This window comes from Ligilactobacillus salivarius DSM 20555 = ATCC 11741 (assembly GCF_001435955.1).
GTDB lineage: Bacteria > Bacillota > Bacilli > Lactobacillales > Lactobacillaceae > Ligilactobacillus > Ligilactobacillus salivarius.
The window spans coordinates 112981-129867 of the sequence record NZ_AYYT01000001.1; the positions used below are offsets into that span (position 1 = coordinate 112981).

Genomic DNA, 16887 nt, shown 5'->3' on the forward strand with positions numbered 1-16887 from the left:
CTAATTAATTTTCATATCCATTTGCTTTTTGCAACTTTTTAACATTCTTTTGATGTTCAGCATATGTCTTAGAGAAATATACTTTCTTTGTCTTAATATTCGCTACGAAATATAAATATCCTTTGTCTTTATCAACAGGGTTTAAAACAGCCTTTACAGAATCAATACTTGGATTATTAAATGGTCCTGGGCCTAATCCCTTATTTTTATAGAGATTATATGGAGAATCAACTTCTAAATCATCATATGATACAGTTGATTTACTGTTATTTAAAGCATAATGGATAGCTACATCAGATTGTAACGGCATATCTTGTTCTAAACGATTTTCAAATACTCCAGCAATTTTACCTCTATCATCAGCACTACCATATTCTTTTTCTACTAGCGATGCCAATGTTAAAACTTGTTGAACTGAATATTTTGATTTTGAAATTTTATCAAAATATGGTTTCATTTCCATATTAGTCTTAGCTACCATTTGTTCAACTACTGCTTTCAAATTATCATGCTTTCCAACTGTATACGTTGCAGGATACAAATATCCTTCCAACTTATATCTTGTATCTTTAGCATCAACAGCAGAAGATAGCAATTGCGGATATTTGTTCTTTAACTCATTCAAAAAGTTTGCATCATTCATTAGCTTTAGAAAGTCTTGCTTTTTAAACTTAGTATTCTTTTGAACTACATCAGCAACTTGATCTATGCTAGCACCTTCTTTAATTAGAATTGTACCATTAGAATGGGGATTACTTTGACCACCTTGTTGTAATTTCTTTGCAATTTCATCCAAAGTCATTGACGGACTTAATTGATAATATCCAGCTTTGAAATTACCTACTTTGTTAGTCTTTACATAATAATCAAAAACAATACCACTCTTAATAATATTATTTTTCTCTAAAATATCTCCAATTTGCTTATTGGAACTTCCTATTGGAATTTTCACTTCTACTTTTTTAGTACTATTAGCATTCAATGGTTGTAAAGAAGAATGAATATACTGATATCCCATCACTCCCATCAAAACTACTAATACCACTAAAATTCCAACAATCCATGAAACAATTTTACCAACTATTCCACGTTGCTTTTTCAATTTTTCAGAACGGCTTGGATAATTCGTATTATCATTTTTCAAGGTTTTTCCTCCTTAGACTATACAGTCTTACTTAATGATTATACTAAAATTAATACGTTTTTTCATCTATATTTAGAATTTTGTCTTATTATTAAACTCTCAAAAAATGTCGTCAAATCTATTCTTGATTCAACGACACTCTGTACTTAATCTTAACGAATTACAGCTTTATAATTTTCTTGTAATTTATTAACTACTTTATCAAATGCTTTATTTACTTCATCATCCGTTAATGTACGTTCTTTATTTTCGAAAGTTAAAGTATAAGCTAAAGACTTGAATCCTAAGTCAATCTTTTCACCAGCATAAACATCAAAGATATTTACAGATGCTAAGTTAGCCCCGCCATTTTCTTTGATTGTTTTAATGATATCACTGTTTTGAATATCTTCAGCAACTAGTAAAGCAATATCACGCTTAATTGCAGGGAATTTAGATACTGGTTCATAAACTTCAAGATCTTTAGAAAGTTCCATAACTTTTTGTAAGTCTAATTCAAATACATAAACTCTATCTAAATTGTATTCTTTAGCTAAAGTTGGATGAACTTCACCAACAAATCCAATAAATTCACCATCAATATAAATATTTGCTGTACGTCCTGGATGCATTTCCTCATGTTCTGCCGTAGCTGTATAAACAACTCTAGAACCAACCCCTACTTTATCCAATAGATTTTGAACAATTCCTTTAATTACATAGAAGTCAACCGGACGTTTCTTATCATGCCAAGTTGCATCTTCAATTAATCCAGTCATAGCTGCAGCAACATGTTCCACTTCTCTTGGTCGTTCTGAATCTTCATCTCTGAAGAATACTCTCCCTTGTTCGTAGAGAGCTACATTTTCAACTTTTCTAGCCTTATTGTATGAAACATCATCTAATAATCCAGAAATTAGGTTCATTCGAACTGTTGTATGATCAGAACTCATTGGGAAATCTAATTCTGTTGACTTCATTGCTGGTTCAAAAGCAAATCTCTCAGCTTTAACTTTAGTTGTAAGCCCATAAGAAATAGCTTGTGTTAATCCAGAAGCCTCAAGAATTGCGCGTGTATTACGAATTACTTGTTGTTCGTAAGTATAGTGTCCTGGAGTAGTTGGACCTACTGGTAAAGTAGCTGGAATATTATCATAACCATAAATACGTGCTACTTCTTCTATTAAATCTGCAGGAATGCTAATATCCCATCTAAATGGAGGCACATTTACAACAAATTCGCCAGCATTTTCTTCAACCTTAAATCCTAAACGTTCAAAAATATCTGTCACATCTGCAACTGATAAATCTGTTCCTAAGACATTATTTATTTTTTCTAATGAAATTTCTACCGTAGTATCTTGAACATCTATATCTTGTTCTTGCGCAATTCCAGTAGCTACCTTACCATCGCCTAATTCCGCAATCAAATTAGCAGCATAATCTAATGCTTCTTCGATTGTTCCACGATTAATCCCTCTTTCAAAACGCATTGATGCTTCGGAATGAATATTTTCGCGACGAGAAGTTTTTCTGATGCTTGATGAATCAAACATTGCAGATTCAAGTACTACGGTTGTAGTATTGTCATCAACTTCTGTATTAGCTCCACCCATCACACCAGCTAAAGCAATTGGATCCTTACCGTTAGTAATAACAATATCTCCAGATTGTAATTCACGTTCTTGATCGTCTAGAGTTGTGATTTTTTCTCCTTGTTCAGCTAATCTTACTACTAATTCTTTTGAATTAATCTTGTTGTAATCAAAAGAATGAAGTGGTTGACCATAATCCATCAAAATGTAGTTAGTAACATCAACAACATTATTAATAGGTCTTACACCAGCATTCCATAAGCGTTTTTGTAACCACATAGGACTAGGTTTAACAGTAACATTATCAATAACTCGTAGTTTATAAGCTGGAGCTAATTCTTTATCTGCCTTTACTGACAAATAGTCTTTAATATGTAATCCATCATCTTCGTTAACAGTTCCCACTGGTAAAGTTAATTCTCTACCATAAACAGCAGCTACATCTCGTGCAACTCCACGCATACTTAACATATCACCACGGTTAGGTGTTACGTCAACGTCAATTATATCTTCGTCCATTCCTAGATAATTATATACAGGTTCTCCAGGAACAGCAGATTCTGGTAATACATAAATTCCGTCAGCATATTCTTTAGGAACAACACTTTCTGAAAAGCCAATTTCTTGTAAAGCACAAATCATACCATTAGATACTTGACCTCTCATTTTACCGCGCTTAATTTTAACATTCCCGGCAATTCTTGCACCTGAAAGTGCTACGATAACTTTTTGATTAGCAGCAATATTAGGAGCTCCACATATAATTTGAATTGGTTCATCTTCACCTACATCAACTTGACAAATATTTAAGTGATCGGAATCTGGATGCTTTACAACTTCTAAAGTTTTACCGACAACAATCTTTTTTAATCCTTCTTCAAGTCTGTATGTTTCATCCACTTCAACTGCTGTTCTTTCAATTTTTTCAGCTAATTCTTCAACAGCTAAATCATCTACTTTTACATAATCGTTTAACCATTTTGTAGAAACTTTCATTTTATACTATCCCTTCTGTGAAAATTGACTTAAGAAACGAACATCATTTAGATAGAACTCTCTGATATCGTCTACACCATATTTCAACATTGCAAATCTATCTGGTCCTAAACCGAATGCAAATCCGCCATAAACATTGGAATCTACTCCTGCCATTTCCAATACGTTAGGATGTACCATTCCAGCACCTAGAACTTCGATCCATCCAGTGTATTTACATACAGAACAACCTTTACCATTACACTTAAAACATGAAACATCAATTTCAGCAGATGGTTCTGTAAATGGGAAATAACTTGGACGCATTCTGATTTCTCTATCTTCACCGAAAATAGTACGTGCAATTAATTGCAAAGTACCCTTTAAATCAGCCATAGTAATATGCTTATCTATAACAAGTCCTTCTACTTGATGGAATTGATGAGAATGAGTTGCATCGTCAGTATCTCTACGGTAAACCTTACCTGGAGAAATCATTTTAAGTGGTCCCTTGCTAAAGTCATGTTTTTCCATTGTACGAGCTTGGACAGGAGATGTTTGAGTTCTCATTAAAATCTTTTCAGTAATATAGAAAGTATCTTGCATATCACGTGCTGGATGATCTTGAGGTAAGTTAAGCATTTCAAAGTTATAATGATCTTCTTCTACTTCAGGACCATCAACAACTTGAAATCCCATTCCCAAGAATAATTTTTCTATTTGATCAATTATTTGTGTAATAATATGTGTGTTACCTGTAGTTACTGGCACACCTGGTAAAGTTACATCAATTGTTTCTTTTTCCAGTTTTTTAGCCATTTTTATAACTTCAATTTCATCTTTCTTATCAGCCAATGCTTGAGTCAATTCATCTCTGATTGCATTGGCAAATTGTCCCACTTTTGGACGTTCCTCTGCACTCAAATCACGCATTCCACGTAAAACTTCAGTGATTGGACCTTTCTTACCTAACAAACTTACACGAATGTCATTAATTTTCTTTAAGTCTTTTGCTTCTTTTATTTCCGCTAATCCTTGTTCTTTTAGCTCAGCAAGCTTTTCTTTAAGATTCATTGCTATGTTCCTTTCTTTGACTTTTTCAAATAAAAAAGCCTCATCCCTACCAAAAGGGACGAGGCTCGCGGTACCACCCTTGTTTTGTTATACAAAATTGTACAACAACACTCTAATATGCCTTTAACGTAGCATCAACGTTCTATCTTTCAACTTAAATCGTATTCCGATAGCGATTCCGGAAGTGAACTTCAGATAAAAAATATTGAAATTATCTCACCAAAACTAATTTCTCTCTTAAAATATTACCTTATCTTACTCTTTTCCATCTACATCTTTAATATTATGCTTTTTAGTTTAAACTATATTACTGATTTTAGTCAAGGGCTTATCAATGAAATAAAATTAACTATTAGCACAATCTTCGACAGAATACCATTTATCAGACCATTTATGAATATCAGACATAATTTCTTTCAAGTCTTCACCTTGGGGAGTCAATCTATATAAGACACGTGTACTACCTGGTTGTGCCATTCTTTCTACTAAACCTTCGTCTTCAAGTTCTTTTAGTCTTTCTACCATCACTCTGTCACTACATTTATCAACGCTATCAGCTAAATTTCTGAATCTTTGAGGGCCTTTTTCTAATAAAACTTCAATAATCAAACCGTTCCATTTTCTTCCCAAGATTCCAAAAGTCTTTGTAAATTTAGGACAAAGTGTGTATTTATTTTCAGTATCCACTGGCATAAAGTTCACTCCTTCCAAATATATTTTTGAATCAATACTTTACTAGTCAAATCTAATTTGTTACTAGAAGTAAATAAATCTAACAAAATAACCTTTGCATTATAGCAAAGGCCACTAATACTGCCCTAAGGACATTTTACACTATTTACTTACTTTTTCAAAGTCAAACGCTGTACTATTTTTTCTTCCTCTAAATAGTTTTTCAACTTTTTGTACTAAGTGCTCTGAATATTCTGCTGTAGCAGAGTACTTATCTACAATAGTTACAATATAACCTTCTTTATACTTTGGAGGGCACAATGTAGCTCCCCACATGTGTTTAATAATAATATCTTTTTCTAAATCACTTAATTTTGTTAATTTTTCTGCATTTCTAACTGCTATTCTAGGATGAATCCAAGCATGTGTGCCACGGTCAAATTTTGTAGTTCTCCAATCATAATAGAACAAATCATGTAATAAACCTGCACGAGCTACAGCTTTAGCATTCCAACCTAATGTCTTAGCAATTCGATAACTTACATAAGAAACAGTTATCACATGCTCTAAACGAGTAGAAAAATGATGTTGGGTATAATTAGCAAGTTTTTGAACTTCTTTAGTTTCCAACAAGCTCCCGACATAACTCATATATTCTTCATCATTACGCCAAATATTATCTTTCATATAGTATCGTTACCTCACTAATTATCTATTCGTACTCTACTACTAGATAATAATACAGATTTTTTATGAAAAATCAATAATTCTTAGCACACCTTAACACTTTTTTATTTATTTCTTCAAAGCAAACATTAATATGCCTGCAGCCACCGCTACATTTAGTGATTCAGCATTAGTTATTGGAATATACAAATTAATTGAAGTCATCTCTAGAATTTCTTTACTTATTCCATTTCCTTCGTTTCCCATAACTAAAGCAAAATCAGTATGTTGTCCGACATTAGTATACTCTCTAGCATGTTCGTTAAGTTCACTTCCAAAAACAGGGACCTTCATATCTTTAAAATGTCTAATCCAACCAGAGAGATTATCATTAATAACTTTAATATGAAATTGACTCCCTTGCATTGCTCTTACGACTTTAGGATTATATAAATCTGCCGACCCTTCTCCTAAGATTACTCCAGAGAAACCAGCAGCATCTGCAGTACGTACCATTGTTCCAATATTTCCTGGATCTTGAACACCATCTAACATTAACCAAGCACCTACGTCCTTTTGAGGATATGTGATCTTTTCTTCTTCAATAGATACAATTCCAAAAATTCCTTGTGGCGTTTGAGTTTCTGAAATACTTTTCGAAACTTCCTTAGAAATCATAATCACTTTAGTTTCATCTGGTATTTCTATTTCATTTAGATGCTCAAATTTAGAAGTTATTAACAATTCTTCAACTTTCTTATTTGCTTTTAGTGCTTCTTTCACTAAATGTAAACCATCAAGAATATACTTATTTTGTTTTTTTCTTCCCTTTTTAGTATTTAATTTCTTCCATTCTTTTACTCTACTATTACTTGTTGATGTTATTTCCAATTATTTACACATCCTCTAATATATTTGTCTATTAGATTATAGAATGAATTAATATTGTCGACAAGGTTGTTAAGTTGAAATATTCTAAAAATTATCGTATCATTATCACAATTAATTAATACTAAGGAGTTTTGATGATGCAATTATACAGATTAGTTATTGATGGAGCTTTAGTATCTGACGAAAGCGACGAATACATTTATATAATTCATATTTCGTATCCATCATATGCATACTTACCTGATCAAAACATGCCTTCGATTCCTGCAAAGTCACCAGCTTTACAAACTATCATTAGTCCTGTCCAGTTTAAAATTGAAAATGGTGATTTTTCAGAATTTTTCGTTTACTTAAATATTATTCCTAATAGTTTAATACCTAGACCTCGTTTTAAATTAGACCTATTAAAAAATTCGGATAGTTATTCAATCACTAAACATGAAATGAAATTTTATAACAATCCTGATTTCGTTGAGAAGTACGGTCGTCCTCGTTATGATGTCAATCCAATTCCTGTCAATTACGACGTTTCATTGGCAGAAATTTTACCTGAACTAGAACATGGCGACTTTTTAGGAAATTATATTAGTATTCGTTGGGAATTAGTTTCTCATAGAAATTAGCTTTTGGCCAGAGAGTATATTCCACCGATAGCTGCAATAAAAATAAGCCCAAGTAACCATATATGTGAAACTAGCCATACGAAAAGTGCAATACAGAATATCCAATAAAATAATTTCCCTGCAACTTTTAAAATCTTCCACGCTATCCATATACCAAGTATTAAAAATAGTATTCCCATATATAAACACCTCTTTGAGAAGATTATATCATTTTATTTTTGACTTTATTGATAATTTTTCTTAAAATTGATAAGTATTGCTTAAATAATAATTTTTTGCTATACTATTCCTGTTGTGGAGAGTTGGCAGAGTGGTAATGCACCGGACTCGAAATCCGGCGAGCCAGTTTATACTGGTGCGCAGGTTCAAATCCTGTACTCTCCTTTTTATGAACAATATTTAAATAATTTTAAAAACACTTATAAACCTTGTCTTAATAACGTTTGTAAGTGTTTTTTTAGTTTTCATATGTTTTAGTACATTTTAAAAAAGTCTGCACGCATTTTGCACACATATTATTCATTTTATAAGATAAAAGAGCCTGCCAATAAGGCAGACCCTACATTCTTTATAAGATATTAGATACTTTCATTACATCATATTATAATACAATGTGTTTGTAGCATTAAATAATTGACTAAAAAGTCTCAAAACTTAAAAATTGTTAGAAACTACGTCACTAACCTCGCTAATTTCTAGCAGTTTTTGGTGCTACTATTTTCTAAAACTCATCTGAAAATCTAGGCTTTTAGCATTTCGAACAATATTTATTATCTCATAAAATCATAAGGTGTTATATCATCCATACCTATCATTGCATCAACTTTGTTATTAACAATAATATCCATGGTCAATACACCATCATTATAAATGAACGGTTCATCCTTTTCTTCAACAGTGGCATCTTGTTTTTCGTCATTATTCACGGCAACTTCTTCATTATCAGTTTTTTCTACTGGTTTTTCTTCTACTCCGAATTCCATTCTTATACGTTTCAATAATCCAGTCTTTCTATTAAGAGAGATAATCTCTGCACTTTGTCTAAATGAAGAAATATTTCCTAAAAGAACTAATTTTTGCTTAGCTCTAGTTATTCCTGTATATAACAAGTTTCTAGCAAACATTCTTTGATATTGTGGCAACATTGCTAATACTACAATTGGAAACTCACTACCTTGGGATTTATGGATGGACATACAGTAAGCTAACGTCAAATTAATCCAATCCTTTTTATCAAAAGTCACTTCATTTCCATCGAAGTCTGCTATTATCTGTTCACCCTTTTTATCTTTTTTAGTTTTAGGTATATTTATTCCCACAATCTTTCCAATATCACCATTGAAGACGTTGTTTTCAGGATCATTCACTAAATGAAGAACTCTATCTCCAATTCTAAATACTTGCTCATTAAAAATAACTTCTTTTTGTCGAGGTTTAGCTGGATTCAATAATTCTTGTAAAATAGTATTTAACTTATTAATTCCTGCATTACCACGATACATTGGAGCTAATACTTGAATATCATCTTTACTATTTCCCTTATTCAAGGCAGCTTTTACCACTTGCTCAACCGCAGAAGTTAATTGCCCAGCTTCACATGGAATAAATGCTCTGTCAGATTGTGCTTTAGTGAAGTCTACCGGCAGTTCTCCATTTTTTATTGAATGTGCCAAATTAATTATTGAGGAACCTTCACCTTGTCTATAGATTTTCGTTAATTCTTTTTTAGGTAAGGTATCACTAACTAATAAATCAGAAAATACTTGTCCTGGTTGTACTGATGGAAGTTGATTTCTATCTCCCACAAAAATAACTTGCATATGACTAGGAATACTATTTAACAATAAATCCATGATAAGTGTATCTACCATAGATGTTTCATCGACAATTAACAATGCACCTTCAAGTTCTTGAATATCTTCAGGTAACTTATCATCATGAGCATTTATTCCTAACATTCTATGAATTGTAGAAGCTGGTAATCCCGTCGATTCTGCCATTCTTTTAGCAGCTCGTCCCGTTGGTGCAGCTAACAATATTGGAAATGGATTATCTTTATCGTACTTACCAATATCTAAATCTATGTCGTTTAATAAAGCATATACTGCAACAATTCCATTAATAATTGTTGTCTTACCAGTACCTGGACCACCTGTTAACAGAAAAACTGGTGATTTAATTGCATCTTTTATCGCCCTTTTTTGTTCACTATCATAATCTATTCCCAATTGATCCTCAGCTTTTATTAAGAGTTTATCTAATAACGTATCATTATTTGGTAAATCACTGTTGCCCGATCTCAATAGTCGATATAAATTCTCTGCTATATTCCACTCAGCATTGAAAAAGGTCCTACTGTATACTTTATTATCATCAGACTTAATTTTATCTTCTTCAGCAAGCTTAATTAACTGATCTGCAACTAATTGTGGATCAATTGCTTCATTGCGATTACTTTCAAGAAGCTTTAAGGTTTCAGTTACTAAGGGTTTTAACTCAACATAAGTATCTCCTGTAGCATAAGTCAGATCATATAATGATTGAAAAATAGCTCCACGAATTCTACCAGGGGAATCACTAGCAAAGCCAAATTGTTGTGCTATTTGATCTGCTTTAGTAAAACTAATTCCGTCAATATCTACGGATAACCTGTATGGATCTTCATGGATTATTTCCAAGGTACTATTTGTATAGTTATTATAAATCCTTCCAGCCATTGTACTAGTAAAACCTAAACTATTAAGTTCAATTATGATTTTATCAATTCCATAATTTTCCTTTAAAACTTTTTTTATACTATCCTTTTGCTTTTCAGATAATCCAAGTTCTTCTAATTTATCCATATCATTGTTTAAAACGTCAATAGCATCTATACCTAATTTTTTTACTATTTTTTCAGCTGTCTTTTTACCTATACCAACAAACTCATCACTCGAAAGATATGCAATTACACCATCTTTTGTAGAAGGTAATTCTATTTGGTAACTTTCAGCTTGGAATTGTTTTCCATAACGTTGATGCTCTACAACATTTCCCTCAAATCGATATAAAGAATCTGTTTGGATATTAGCAAAACTTCCAGTAACGGTTATTTTCTGATCATCCCAGTCGAAATTAGTTTCTTTAATCAAGATTTGTAAAACTTTATAAAAACTATCAGAAGCCTCGAAATAGACAGCATTTACTGTTCCTATAAGATACTTACCATTACTTTCTTGGTCAAAAAGATCTAATTCCTCACTCATCAGATTTTCCTTTCTTTTGCGTCATTAAGAAACGTTGAACATCTGCCAAACGTTGTTGCATTTTTTTGTAATATTCATCATCCAAATTCTTAACTCGATTAAAATACTTATCTGCTTCTCCTGACAAACTAAGTTCTATTACTCCTAATTGAAACAATACTTCTGCACTATCTTTGTCATATTCTAAAGCCTTTAAATAGTATTTTCTTGCATTAATCAAATCACCTGTAGCCATAAAACATGATGCTAATAAAGAAATCGCATCTACATTATGTTTTGTATTTTCAGAAACTGTTAATGCATACATCATAGCTTGAGGATAATTTTCTTGAGCGTAATATGCCTGTGCCATCATTAACATTGAATCTTGTTTTAACTTTTCAGATTGAACTTTCTTAAACTCCACTATAGCTTTATCATACATCGAATTAGTATAATATACATTTCCCAATCCATAATGCATAAGTGATGATTTTTCTTTGCTATTAACAAATATATTCAATGCTTTCTTAAATAGTTCTTCTGCTTGTTCAGAAGAATGAGCATCATTAAGAGCTACTCCTAAATTATAATACGCTTGCGCATCATAAGGATTATTATCTATTTTCTGTATAAGATCTTTAATTAATTCTTCAGCCTTATTTTTAATATTTTTATCCACTATTTCACCACCACTTTATACTACATCAGTTGCATCTAAGTCTCTCTTTAGATAATCAGTTTTATTCCATACTAAGCATTTGAATTTTTGGTTGTCATCTACAGTTTGTAAAATCGTTGTACTTGTATTAGCCAATCCACCTTTTGCACGAATCTTTTCTAATGGTATTCCCTGGAGATAACGAATTTCAGCACATAAAGCCGCACCATGACTAACAATCAAAATATCATCATTAGGATATCTTTTAACTATATCTCTAATTTTCGGAGTCATTCTTGCAAACAATTCAGGAAATGATTCACCCTCTATTGTCGTTGGATCATACTTATCAGGATGATTTCTAAAAGCATCTAATTCAGCTGGATATTTTTCTGCTACTTCAGTAAATTTCATACCTTCCATTTTACCTAAATTAAACTCAGAAAATGCAGCATCTGCTTCTAAACGTACATTATAAGGTAGGTTTTCTTTTATTTTTTGAGCAGTTACTAATGCTCTCTTTATTGGACTAGAGTATATTTTCGCAAAACGATATGTTTTTAAATACTCTGACAATTGCTTTATTTCTTCTAAACTTTGAGGTAATAATGGCGAATCTCCATGTGCCCCTTGGTATCTACCTTCTAAATTCCATTCTGTTTTTCCATGGCGTACAAAAAAAAGTCTTGTCATACTAACCTCACCTTTATTTTTAATAATTAAAATAACTTCAAAATAATAATAAAAACTAATTCAAGTTTACTCGTATTCTCCATAATCTACAAGTAAGTTATTGATTTTAATATATAAAAAAACAGTTGAAGCAAATCCAACTGTTCTGTATTTCTTATTCATCCAATATTGTACTAATATCATTATTAAATTGATCGTAAAATTTACTCCAATCTTCTTTTAAGTCAATACACTTACCTATAACTTGATAACATAAATTGATTATCTTTTGTACTTTTACTTGACTAGAAGGTATCTCACTTAGTCCATGCGCAACTTTATTTCTTTGTTGATTATATCCACTTAGCTTGAGCAAGTCTTCAATTAACTCTTCATTCTCATTTAATTCTTTTAGAATTTGAATATAGAAATGAATGTTTAAATATTGTTCTTTTCTATAATGAATATCTTCATTATTTAACAATTTATCTTCTATATCTGGATAATTTATTGAATTAAGGTATGGTCTACCTTTATCCCATAAAATCAAGTCTGGGTAATTTTTTTCTAAATATAATTCACAAGCATATTCACCAATATTTTTAGATCTTATCAATACTTCACTAACCAATTCCCTATTTGCTTGTAACAATATAATCAAATATGAGTTAATTAACTTTTTTTCCTTTTCGGAATATTTTGTCTGACTGACAACTTTTAATAATTTTTGATATTTTACAGCTTCCGTTAAGTCTTGTAACGATGAGTTTAACTTTCTGGTCTTAGTTTTACTCATTACCCTGTGTTGACCTGTAGATAAATTATACAAAGATTCATAATCAAAACTATTTAATAAATCTTTCATTGTTCTCTTTATAAGAGTTTGTTGAAATTTTTCAGCTTTGTCTTCTAAAATTCTCTTCTTAAAATCATCTCTATTATCAAGATTCGTTGAAATTAAATAATCTATATCTAAATTATTATCATGCTTTATACCTTCATTTGAAGAATGACTAGGAGTTACGACTTGGTAAGCCTTAACATTGATATCTTTCAATCTATTAATAGTAAATAGCGCTGACTTCATTTGTGGCGTACCGCTAGACAAATTCAAAATTAGATCTTCATCTTCTTTAGAATATTTTGAAATTATTCCATTTAGTACTTCATACATTTTATCAAAAATAAATACTTCACTATCAGAAATGACTTCATCACTTTTTTCGATCATAGGATTATATCCATCTATAGAATTCAATGCTAACAAAATATTAGTCTCTTTTGATAAAGCACGCTCAGAATATATTAATAATATTTTTTGGGGACGAAATACCCTTACTAAATGTAATAAAGCTCCATCGTGTCTATTTCTTATAGGATCTGTATCACCAATACACGATATTAATGTTGTCATAATTACACCACTTTCTAATTAGTTATCTATATTATATATTATTTTTTCTAATTTTCGCTTTCTCTTGTCTACTTTAATTAAATTAGATTCAGTCTCCTTTATTCGGAGATATGTTCTTACTAACACAAAAAGAAGAAATATTTGCATAACAAAAAAGTTTTCGTCTCCTTTATTCGGAGATATGTTCTTACTATATGACAACATAGACAGTATGGAGGGTGCTAATCAGTTTTCGTCTCCTTTATTCGGAGATATGTTCTTACTTCTGATGGTTATAAATACAATGCAATCACACGACACGAAGAGTTTTCGTCTCCTTTATTCGGAGATATGTTCTTATCAGGAATAAAGGAGTGTTGCAATGAAAACATTAACTATTGTTTTCGTCTCCTTCATTCGGAGATATGTTCTTATTCGTTATGCACTTTGCTGGTTCGTTGGAAGAATTGCAAGTTTTCGTCTCCTTCATTCGGAGATATGTTCTTATTAGACAACTCAAAAAAATAACATCGTCCGAAGCGCTTGAGTTTTCGTCTCCTTCATTCGGAGATATGTTCTTATTTTATGATAGACTACATGGAATTATCACTAGATGAAAGAGTTTTCGTCTCCTTCATTCGGAGATATGTTCTTATTCTAAGAAAAAGAAAGATATGAATTAGGCGGTGATTATGGTTTTCGTCTCCTTCATTCGGAGATATGTTCTTATTAGCGATGAAATTATCGCACAAGGTCTACAATCAACTTTGTTTTCGTCTCCTTCATTCGGAGATATGTTCTTATTACATCAGATGGTTGCGACATTGTCAAGGTAACTGAGTTTTCGTCTCCTTCATTCGGAGATATGTTCTTATTGAACCAGACGATCCAGCTAAGTAAACGTTTAAGCAGGTTTTCGTCTCCTTCATTCGGAGATATGTTCTTATTCATTCTTTAATTAGTTAATTGATATATCAACAATAACTAACATTTTTAATGGTACCCTAAATGGGCAATAGGTCACATTAATAAGCATTGTTTGGTTAAATTTTAGACAAACTTTTAATCTTATTATCTAGCAATTAGTGTAGTTATATTATACTACAATAAATTGAGGTTTTCTAACAGTTTTTTTAATAGATTCTCTTCCCAAAATTGTTATTTGTGAATCATTTACCTCATTAGGAAGTAAGTATAAAGTAATTGATCCTGCCTTAGGTAATTCGTCTTTTAATACTTTAATTACTCTATCTCTAGTAGATTTTTGTCTCACTTCTCTTTCATACATACTAAGTTGTTTCATTGTAAAGCCCAATTCTATTAATTTTTTATGATACTTTGCCGCAGCCCTTCTATTTTCTTTTGTATTTCTTGGTAAATCAAAACATATTAATAGCATCATTCTTATCTTCCTTCCTCAATGAAAGTTGGCAATTTCAGTCCTGTAGCACTATTTTTATCAACACAAGAGACAAAAGATTTTATAGTTATCTTGATAGCATCTAATAAGTTATAAACTTTGTTATCAATAATGCATTTTTCAAAAAGAACCTTTATAATTTCTTTTTTTAATTCAATATCTAATTCTTCTGATTCATTATTATTTAGCAATTCTACCACTAAAGCATCTAGAAATGGCCGGTAGACTTCAATAATGTCATCGGATAAGTTAAAAGGATTTTCAGTAGATACATGATGTATTCCCCATGAAGGCTCTAACCCATATATTACTAGCTCTTTTCTTATGGCTGATCTTAAAATAGCATATCCATAATTCAAAGAGGAATTTATGATATCGTCATAGCGACCTCTCTTAAAACTTTTACTAAATAAGTTAGAAAAATAAACTCTAGCAGCATACGCTTCATGATTATTCTTATCACCTTCAGTTACAGTTTTACCAATGGATCTTACTATATCACTCACTTTATCATTTTTTACAACATACTTTAAACAATCTGCCTGATTATTTATTTTTGTTTTAATAATCTTTTGCCAAATTCTTCCCTTAGTTTTTTTGCTCATAGCAAGTTGCTTACTCTGTCTCTTAAATCTTTCATTTTGCCCATATATGCTAGTCATTAATAGTTGAGGGGTATGTGTTTTGTCACAAAATATCAAACCTATATTATTTTCTACACAAGTAGTAATAACCCTTTCTGATATAAAACTACTACGGCTATCAAAAATCAAGTAGTCAACTTCATCAAAAGGAAAATAACGCTCGGATTCATCAACAACATTTTTTAATTTAAAACTATCTTTAGTTATTCCTACAAAATGTTTATTTTCAATATAGATTATATCCCTCATAACTATTCCCCCATACATGACCGATTATGATCTCTTTTTAACTTCGAAATTACACTTACCCATTTCATAAAAATCCTTGGTTTTTACAATCTTCGAATTAACATTTGTAGGATATTTTGTTAACTTCATGACTCCTTTGTCTTTCATCCTATTTTTTATTTGAATTTTATCAATTTTTTTCTTATCCATTTGTCGTATATTTATTTTAGTCCATATACCACTTCCAGCTCCTAAATAGATAGGTGCATTTATATTATTCTGAACGTATTTTTTATCGAAGCCATTGTCCAAAAAGAACCCTTTATAGAATAAATAGTGTTTTTCAGCTATATTTTCTAGGTTATTCATTAGAAAGATTGCTTTCTCGCCTATTGCAGATATATTAAAAACTACATCTTGTTCTGGCAAAAGTGCCTCTCTATATATATTCAAATTTTTAGGAGCTTTACCTTTAGCATAATCCCACTTTTCCACTACAGAAAAGAGGGATTCTTCTATTGAGCTACTATCACTCACACGAATATTATTAAATATATCATTAAAAGCTTTTCCTTTTTTGGCACCCCATGGAATTTGTCTACCTCTAAAATACTCACTTTCTAATATTGTACGTATAGCCCCTTTTAATGAACTACCAGGGATGTATCGGTTACCTAATCCATCTCTAATAAAAAGCGAAACTTCACCCAAGTTTTTTACTAAATTATTCTGCTTTATTTTAAATCCACCAAAATCTCTTTCTTCTATTTTCTGATCATTTAGAAAATCTATTAGACGCGATTTTCTTTTATTTGTTTTATTACCACTATCTAACAAGTATTGTTCAAAAGCAGGAAGAGATTCAGGATAATTTTTTTCTAAAAATAAATATAGTTTATCCATTTCAGGAAAATAATACTCCCCATTTTCTTGAATAAACTCTTTAGATGTTGCTTTTACCCCACTACCTATATAAACAGGAGCTAAAGTATGGAGCATAAATTCGTAATTTTGTTTCTTTAACAT

The 16887-nt window shown here is 31.2% G+C and carries 14 protein-coding genes, 1 tRNA gene, 1 CRISPR repeat array and 1 other annotated feature; of the genes, 2 read left to right on the top strand and 13 right to left on the bottom strand.

The window, feature by feature from the left end; all coding sequences use genetic code 11:
* Positions 1-4: 4 nt before the first annotated feature.
* From mltG to FC55_RS00585, 6 genes are all read right to left on the bottom strand, one after another.
* Complete coding sequence (mltG, locus tag FC55_RS00560) at positions 5-1144, bottom strand: endolytic transglycosylase MltG (RefSeq protein WP_003700140.1); 1140 nt, start codon at positions 1142-1144, stop codon at positions 5-7.
* Between the two features lie 152 nt (positions 1145-1296).
* Complete coding sequence (gene pheT, locus FC55_RS00565; protein ID WP_003700138.1) at positions 1297-3714, bottom strand: phenylalanine--tRNA ligase subunit beta; 2418 nt, start codon at positions 3712-3714, stop codon at positions 1297-1299.
* Positions 3715-3720: 6 nt separating this feature from the next.
* Positions 3721-4767 carry a phenylalanine--tRNA ligase subunit alpha gene (gene pheS, locus FC55_RS00570; protein WP_003700137.1) on the bottom strand — a complete coding sequence of 349 codons (1047 nt, stop codon included), beginning with the start codon at positions 4765-4767 and terminating at the stop codon, positions 3721-3723.
* Positions 4768-4818: 51 nt separating this feature from the next.
* Positions 4819-5048, bottom strand: a binding site (T-box leader).
* Between the two features lie 64 nt (positions 5049-5112).
* Positions 5113-5460: a winged helix-turn-helix transcriptional regulator gene (locus FC55_RS00575; protein WP_003700136.1), complete on the bottom strand. Its 348-nt coding sequence runs from the start codon at positions 5458-5460 to the stop codon at positions 5113-5115.
* Positions 5461-5601: 141 nt separating this feature from the next.
* Entirely contained in the window at positions 5602-6126 is a 525-nt protein-coding gene (locus FC55_RS00580) for an HD domain-containing protein (RefSeq protein WP_003700135.1), read from the bottom strand.
* A gap of 108 nt (positions 6127-6234) precedes the next feature.
* Positions 6235-6996, bottom strand: coding sequence for a TrmH family RNA methyltransferase (locus FC55_RS00585; protein ID WP_003700134.1), 762 nt, complete (start codon positions 6994-6996; stop codon positions 6235-6237).
* A gap of 137 nt (positions 6997-7133) precedes the next feature.
* Here FC55_RS00585 and FC55_RS00590 point away from each other — a divergent pair, with 137 nt between their 5' ends.
* Positions 7134-7619, top strand: a complete 486-nt coding sequence (locus tag FC55_RS00590; RefSeq protein WP_080563888.1) for a hypothetical protein — start codon at positions 7134-7136, stop codon at positions 7617-7619.
* 296 nt (positions 7620-7915) lie between these two features.
* Positions 7916-8003, top strand: a tRNA-Ser gene (locus tag FC55_RS00600).
* 386 nt (positions 8004-8389) lie between these two features.
* Here FC55_RS00600 and recD2 read toward each other — a convergent pair.
* The 7 genes from recD2 to csm5 form a co-directional block, all read right to left on the bottom strand.
* On the bottom strand, positions 8390-10864 hold the full coding sequence (gene recD2 / locus FC55_RS00605) for an SF1B family DNA helicase RecD2 (protein WP_003700131.1): 2475 nt from the start codon (positions 10862-10864) through the stop codon (positions 8390-8392).
* Positions 10857-11525, bottom strand: a complete 669-nt coding sequence (locus FC55_RS00610) for a tetratricopeptide repeat protein (protein ID WP_003700130.1) — start codon at positions 11523-11525, stop codon at positions 10857-10859. The genes recD2 and FC55_RS00610 overlap by 8 nt, the downstream gene beginning before the upstream one ends.
* 15 nt (positions 11526-11540) lie before the next feature.
* Positions 11541-12197 (bottom strand): histidine phosphatase family protein, encoded by a 657-nt coding sequence (locus FC55_RS00615; protein WP_003700129.1) that lies wholly within the window; start codon positions 12195-12197, stop codon positions 11541-11543.
* A gap of 154 nt (positions 12198-12351) precedes the next feature.
* The gene (csm6, locus tag FC55_RS00620; RefSeq protein ID WP_003700128.1) at positions 12352-13590 is read right to left on the bottom strand and encodes a type III-A CRISPR-associated CARF protein Csm6; all 1239 of its coding nucleotides are present in this window, start codon (positions 13588-13590) and stop codon (positions 12352-12354) included.
* An 85-nt stretch (positions 13591-13675) separates the two neighbouring features.
* A CRISPR array of direct repeats spans positions 13676-14517; the repeat unit is 36 nt; unit sequence GTTTTCGTCTCCTTCATTCGGAGATATGTTCTTATT.
* Positions 14518-14665: 148 nt separating this feature from the next.
* The gene (gene cas2 / locus FC55_RS00625; RefSeq protein WP_003700124.1) at positions 14666-14971 is read right to left on the bottom strand and encodes a CRISPR-associated endonuclease Cas2; all 306 of its coding nucleotides are present in this window, start codon (positions 14969-14971) and stop codon (positions 14666-14668) included.
* Between the two features lie 2 nt (positions 14972-14973).
* Positions 14974-15882: a type II CRISPR-associated endonuclease Cas1 gene (gene cas1 / locus FC55_RS00630; protein WP_035149744.1), complete on the bottom strand. Its 909-nt coding sequence runs from the start codon at positions 15880-15882 to the stop codon at positions 14974-14976.
* Between the two features lie 24 nt (positions 15883-15906).
* Positions 15907-16887: a type III-A CRISPR-associated RAMP protein Csm5 gene (gene csm5, locus FC55_RS00635; protein ID WP_099452478.1), complete on the bottom strand. Its 981-nt coding sequence runs from the start codon at positions 16885-16887 to the stop codon at positions 15907-15909.

What these genes read in the sequence shown, in the direction of transcription:
- FC55_RS00575 (WP_003700136.1), bottom strand. Translation starts at nt 5,460, where the DNA reads ATGCCAGTGGATACTGAAAATAAATACACACTTTGTCCTAAATTTACA.
- recD2 (WP_003700131.1), bottom strand. Translation starts at nt 10,864, where the DNA reads ATGAGTGAGGAATTAGATCTTTTTGACCAAGAAAGTAATGGTAAGTAT.
- cas2 (WP_003700124.1), bottom strand. Translation starts at nt 14,971, where the DNA reads ATGATGCTATTAATATGTTTTGATTTACCAAGAAATACAAAAGAAAAT.
- csm5 (WP_099452478.1), bottom strand. Translation starts at nt 16,887, where the DNA reads ATGTTAAAGAAACAAAATTACGAATTTATGCTCCATACTTTAGCTCCT.
- pheS (WP_003700137.1), bottom strand. Translation starts at nt 4,767, where the DNA reads ATGAATCTTAAAGAAAAGCTTGCTGAGCTAAAAGAACAAGGATTAGCG.
- FC55_RS00590 (WP_080563888.1), top strand. Translation starts at nt 7,134, where the DNA reads ATGCAATTATACAGATTAGTTATTGATGGAGCTTTAGTATCTGACGAA.
- cas1 (WP_035149744.1), bottom strand. Translation starts at nt 15,882, where the DNA reads ATGAGGGATATAATCTATATTGAAAATAAACATTTTGTAGGAATAACT.
- FC55_RS00615 (WP_003700129.1), bottom strand. Translation starts at nt 12,197, where the DNA reads ATGACAAGACTTTTTTTTGTACGCCATGGAAAAACAGAATGGAATTTA.
- FC55_RS00580 (WP_003700135.1), bottom strand. Translation starts at nt 6,126, where the DNA reads ATGAAAGATAATATTTGGCGTAATGATGAAGAATATATGAGTTATGTC.
- csm6 (WP_003700128.1), bottom strand. Translation starts at nt 13,590, where the DNA reads ATGACAACATTAATATCGTGTATTGGTGATACAGATCCTATAAGAAAT.
- pheT (WP_003700138.1), bottom strand. Translation starts at nt 3,714, where the DNA reads ATGAAAGTTTCTACAAAATGGTTAAACGATTATGTAAAAGTAGATGAT.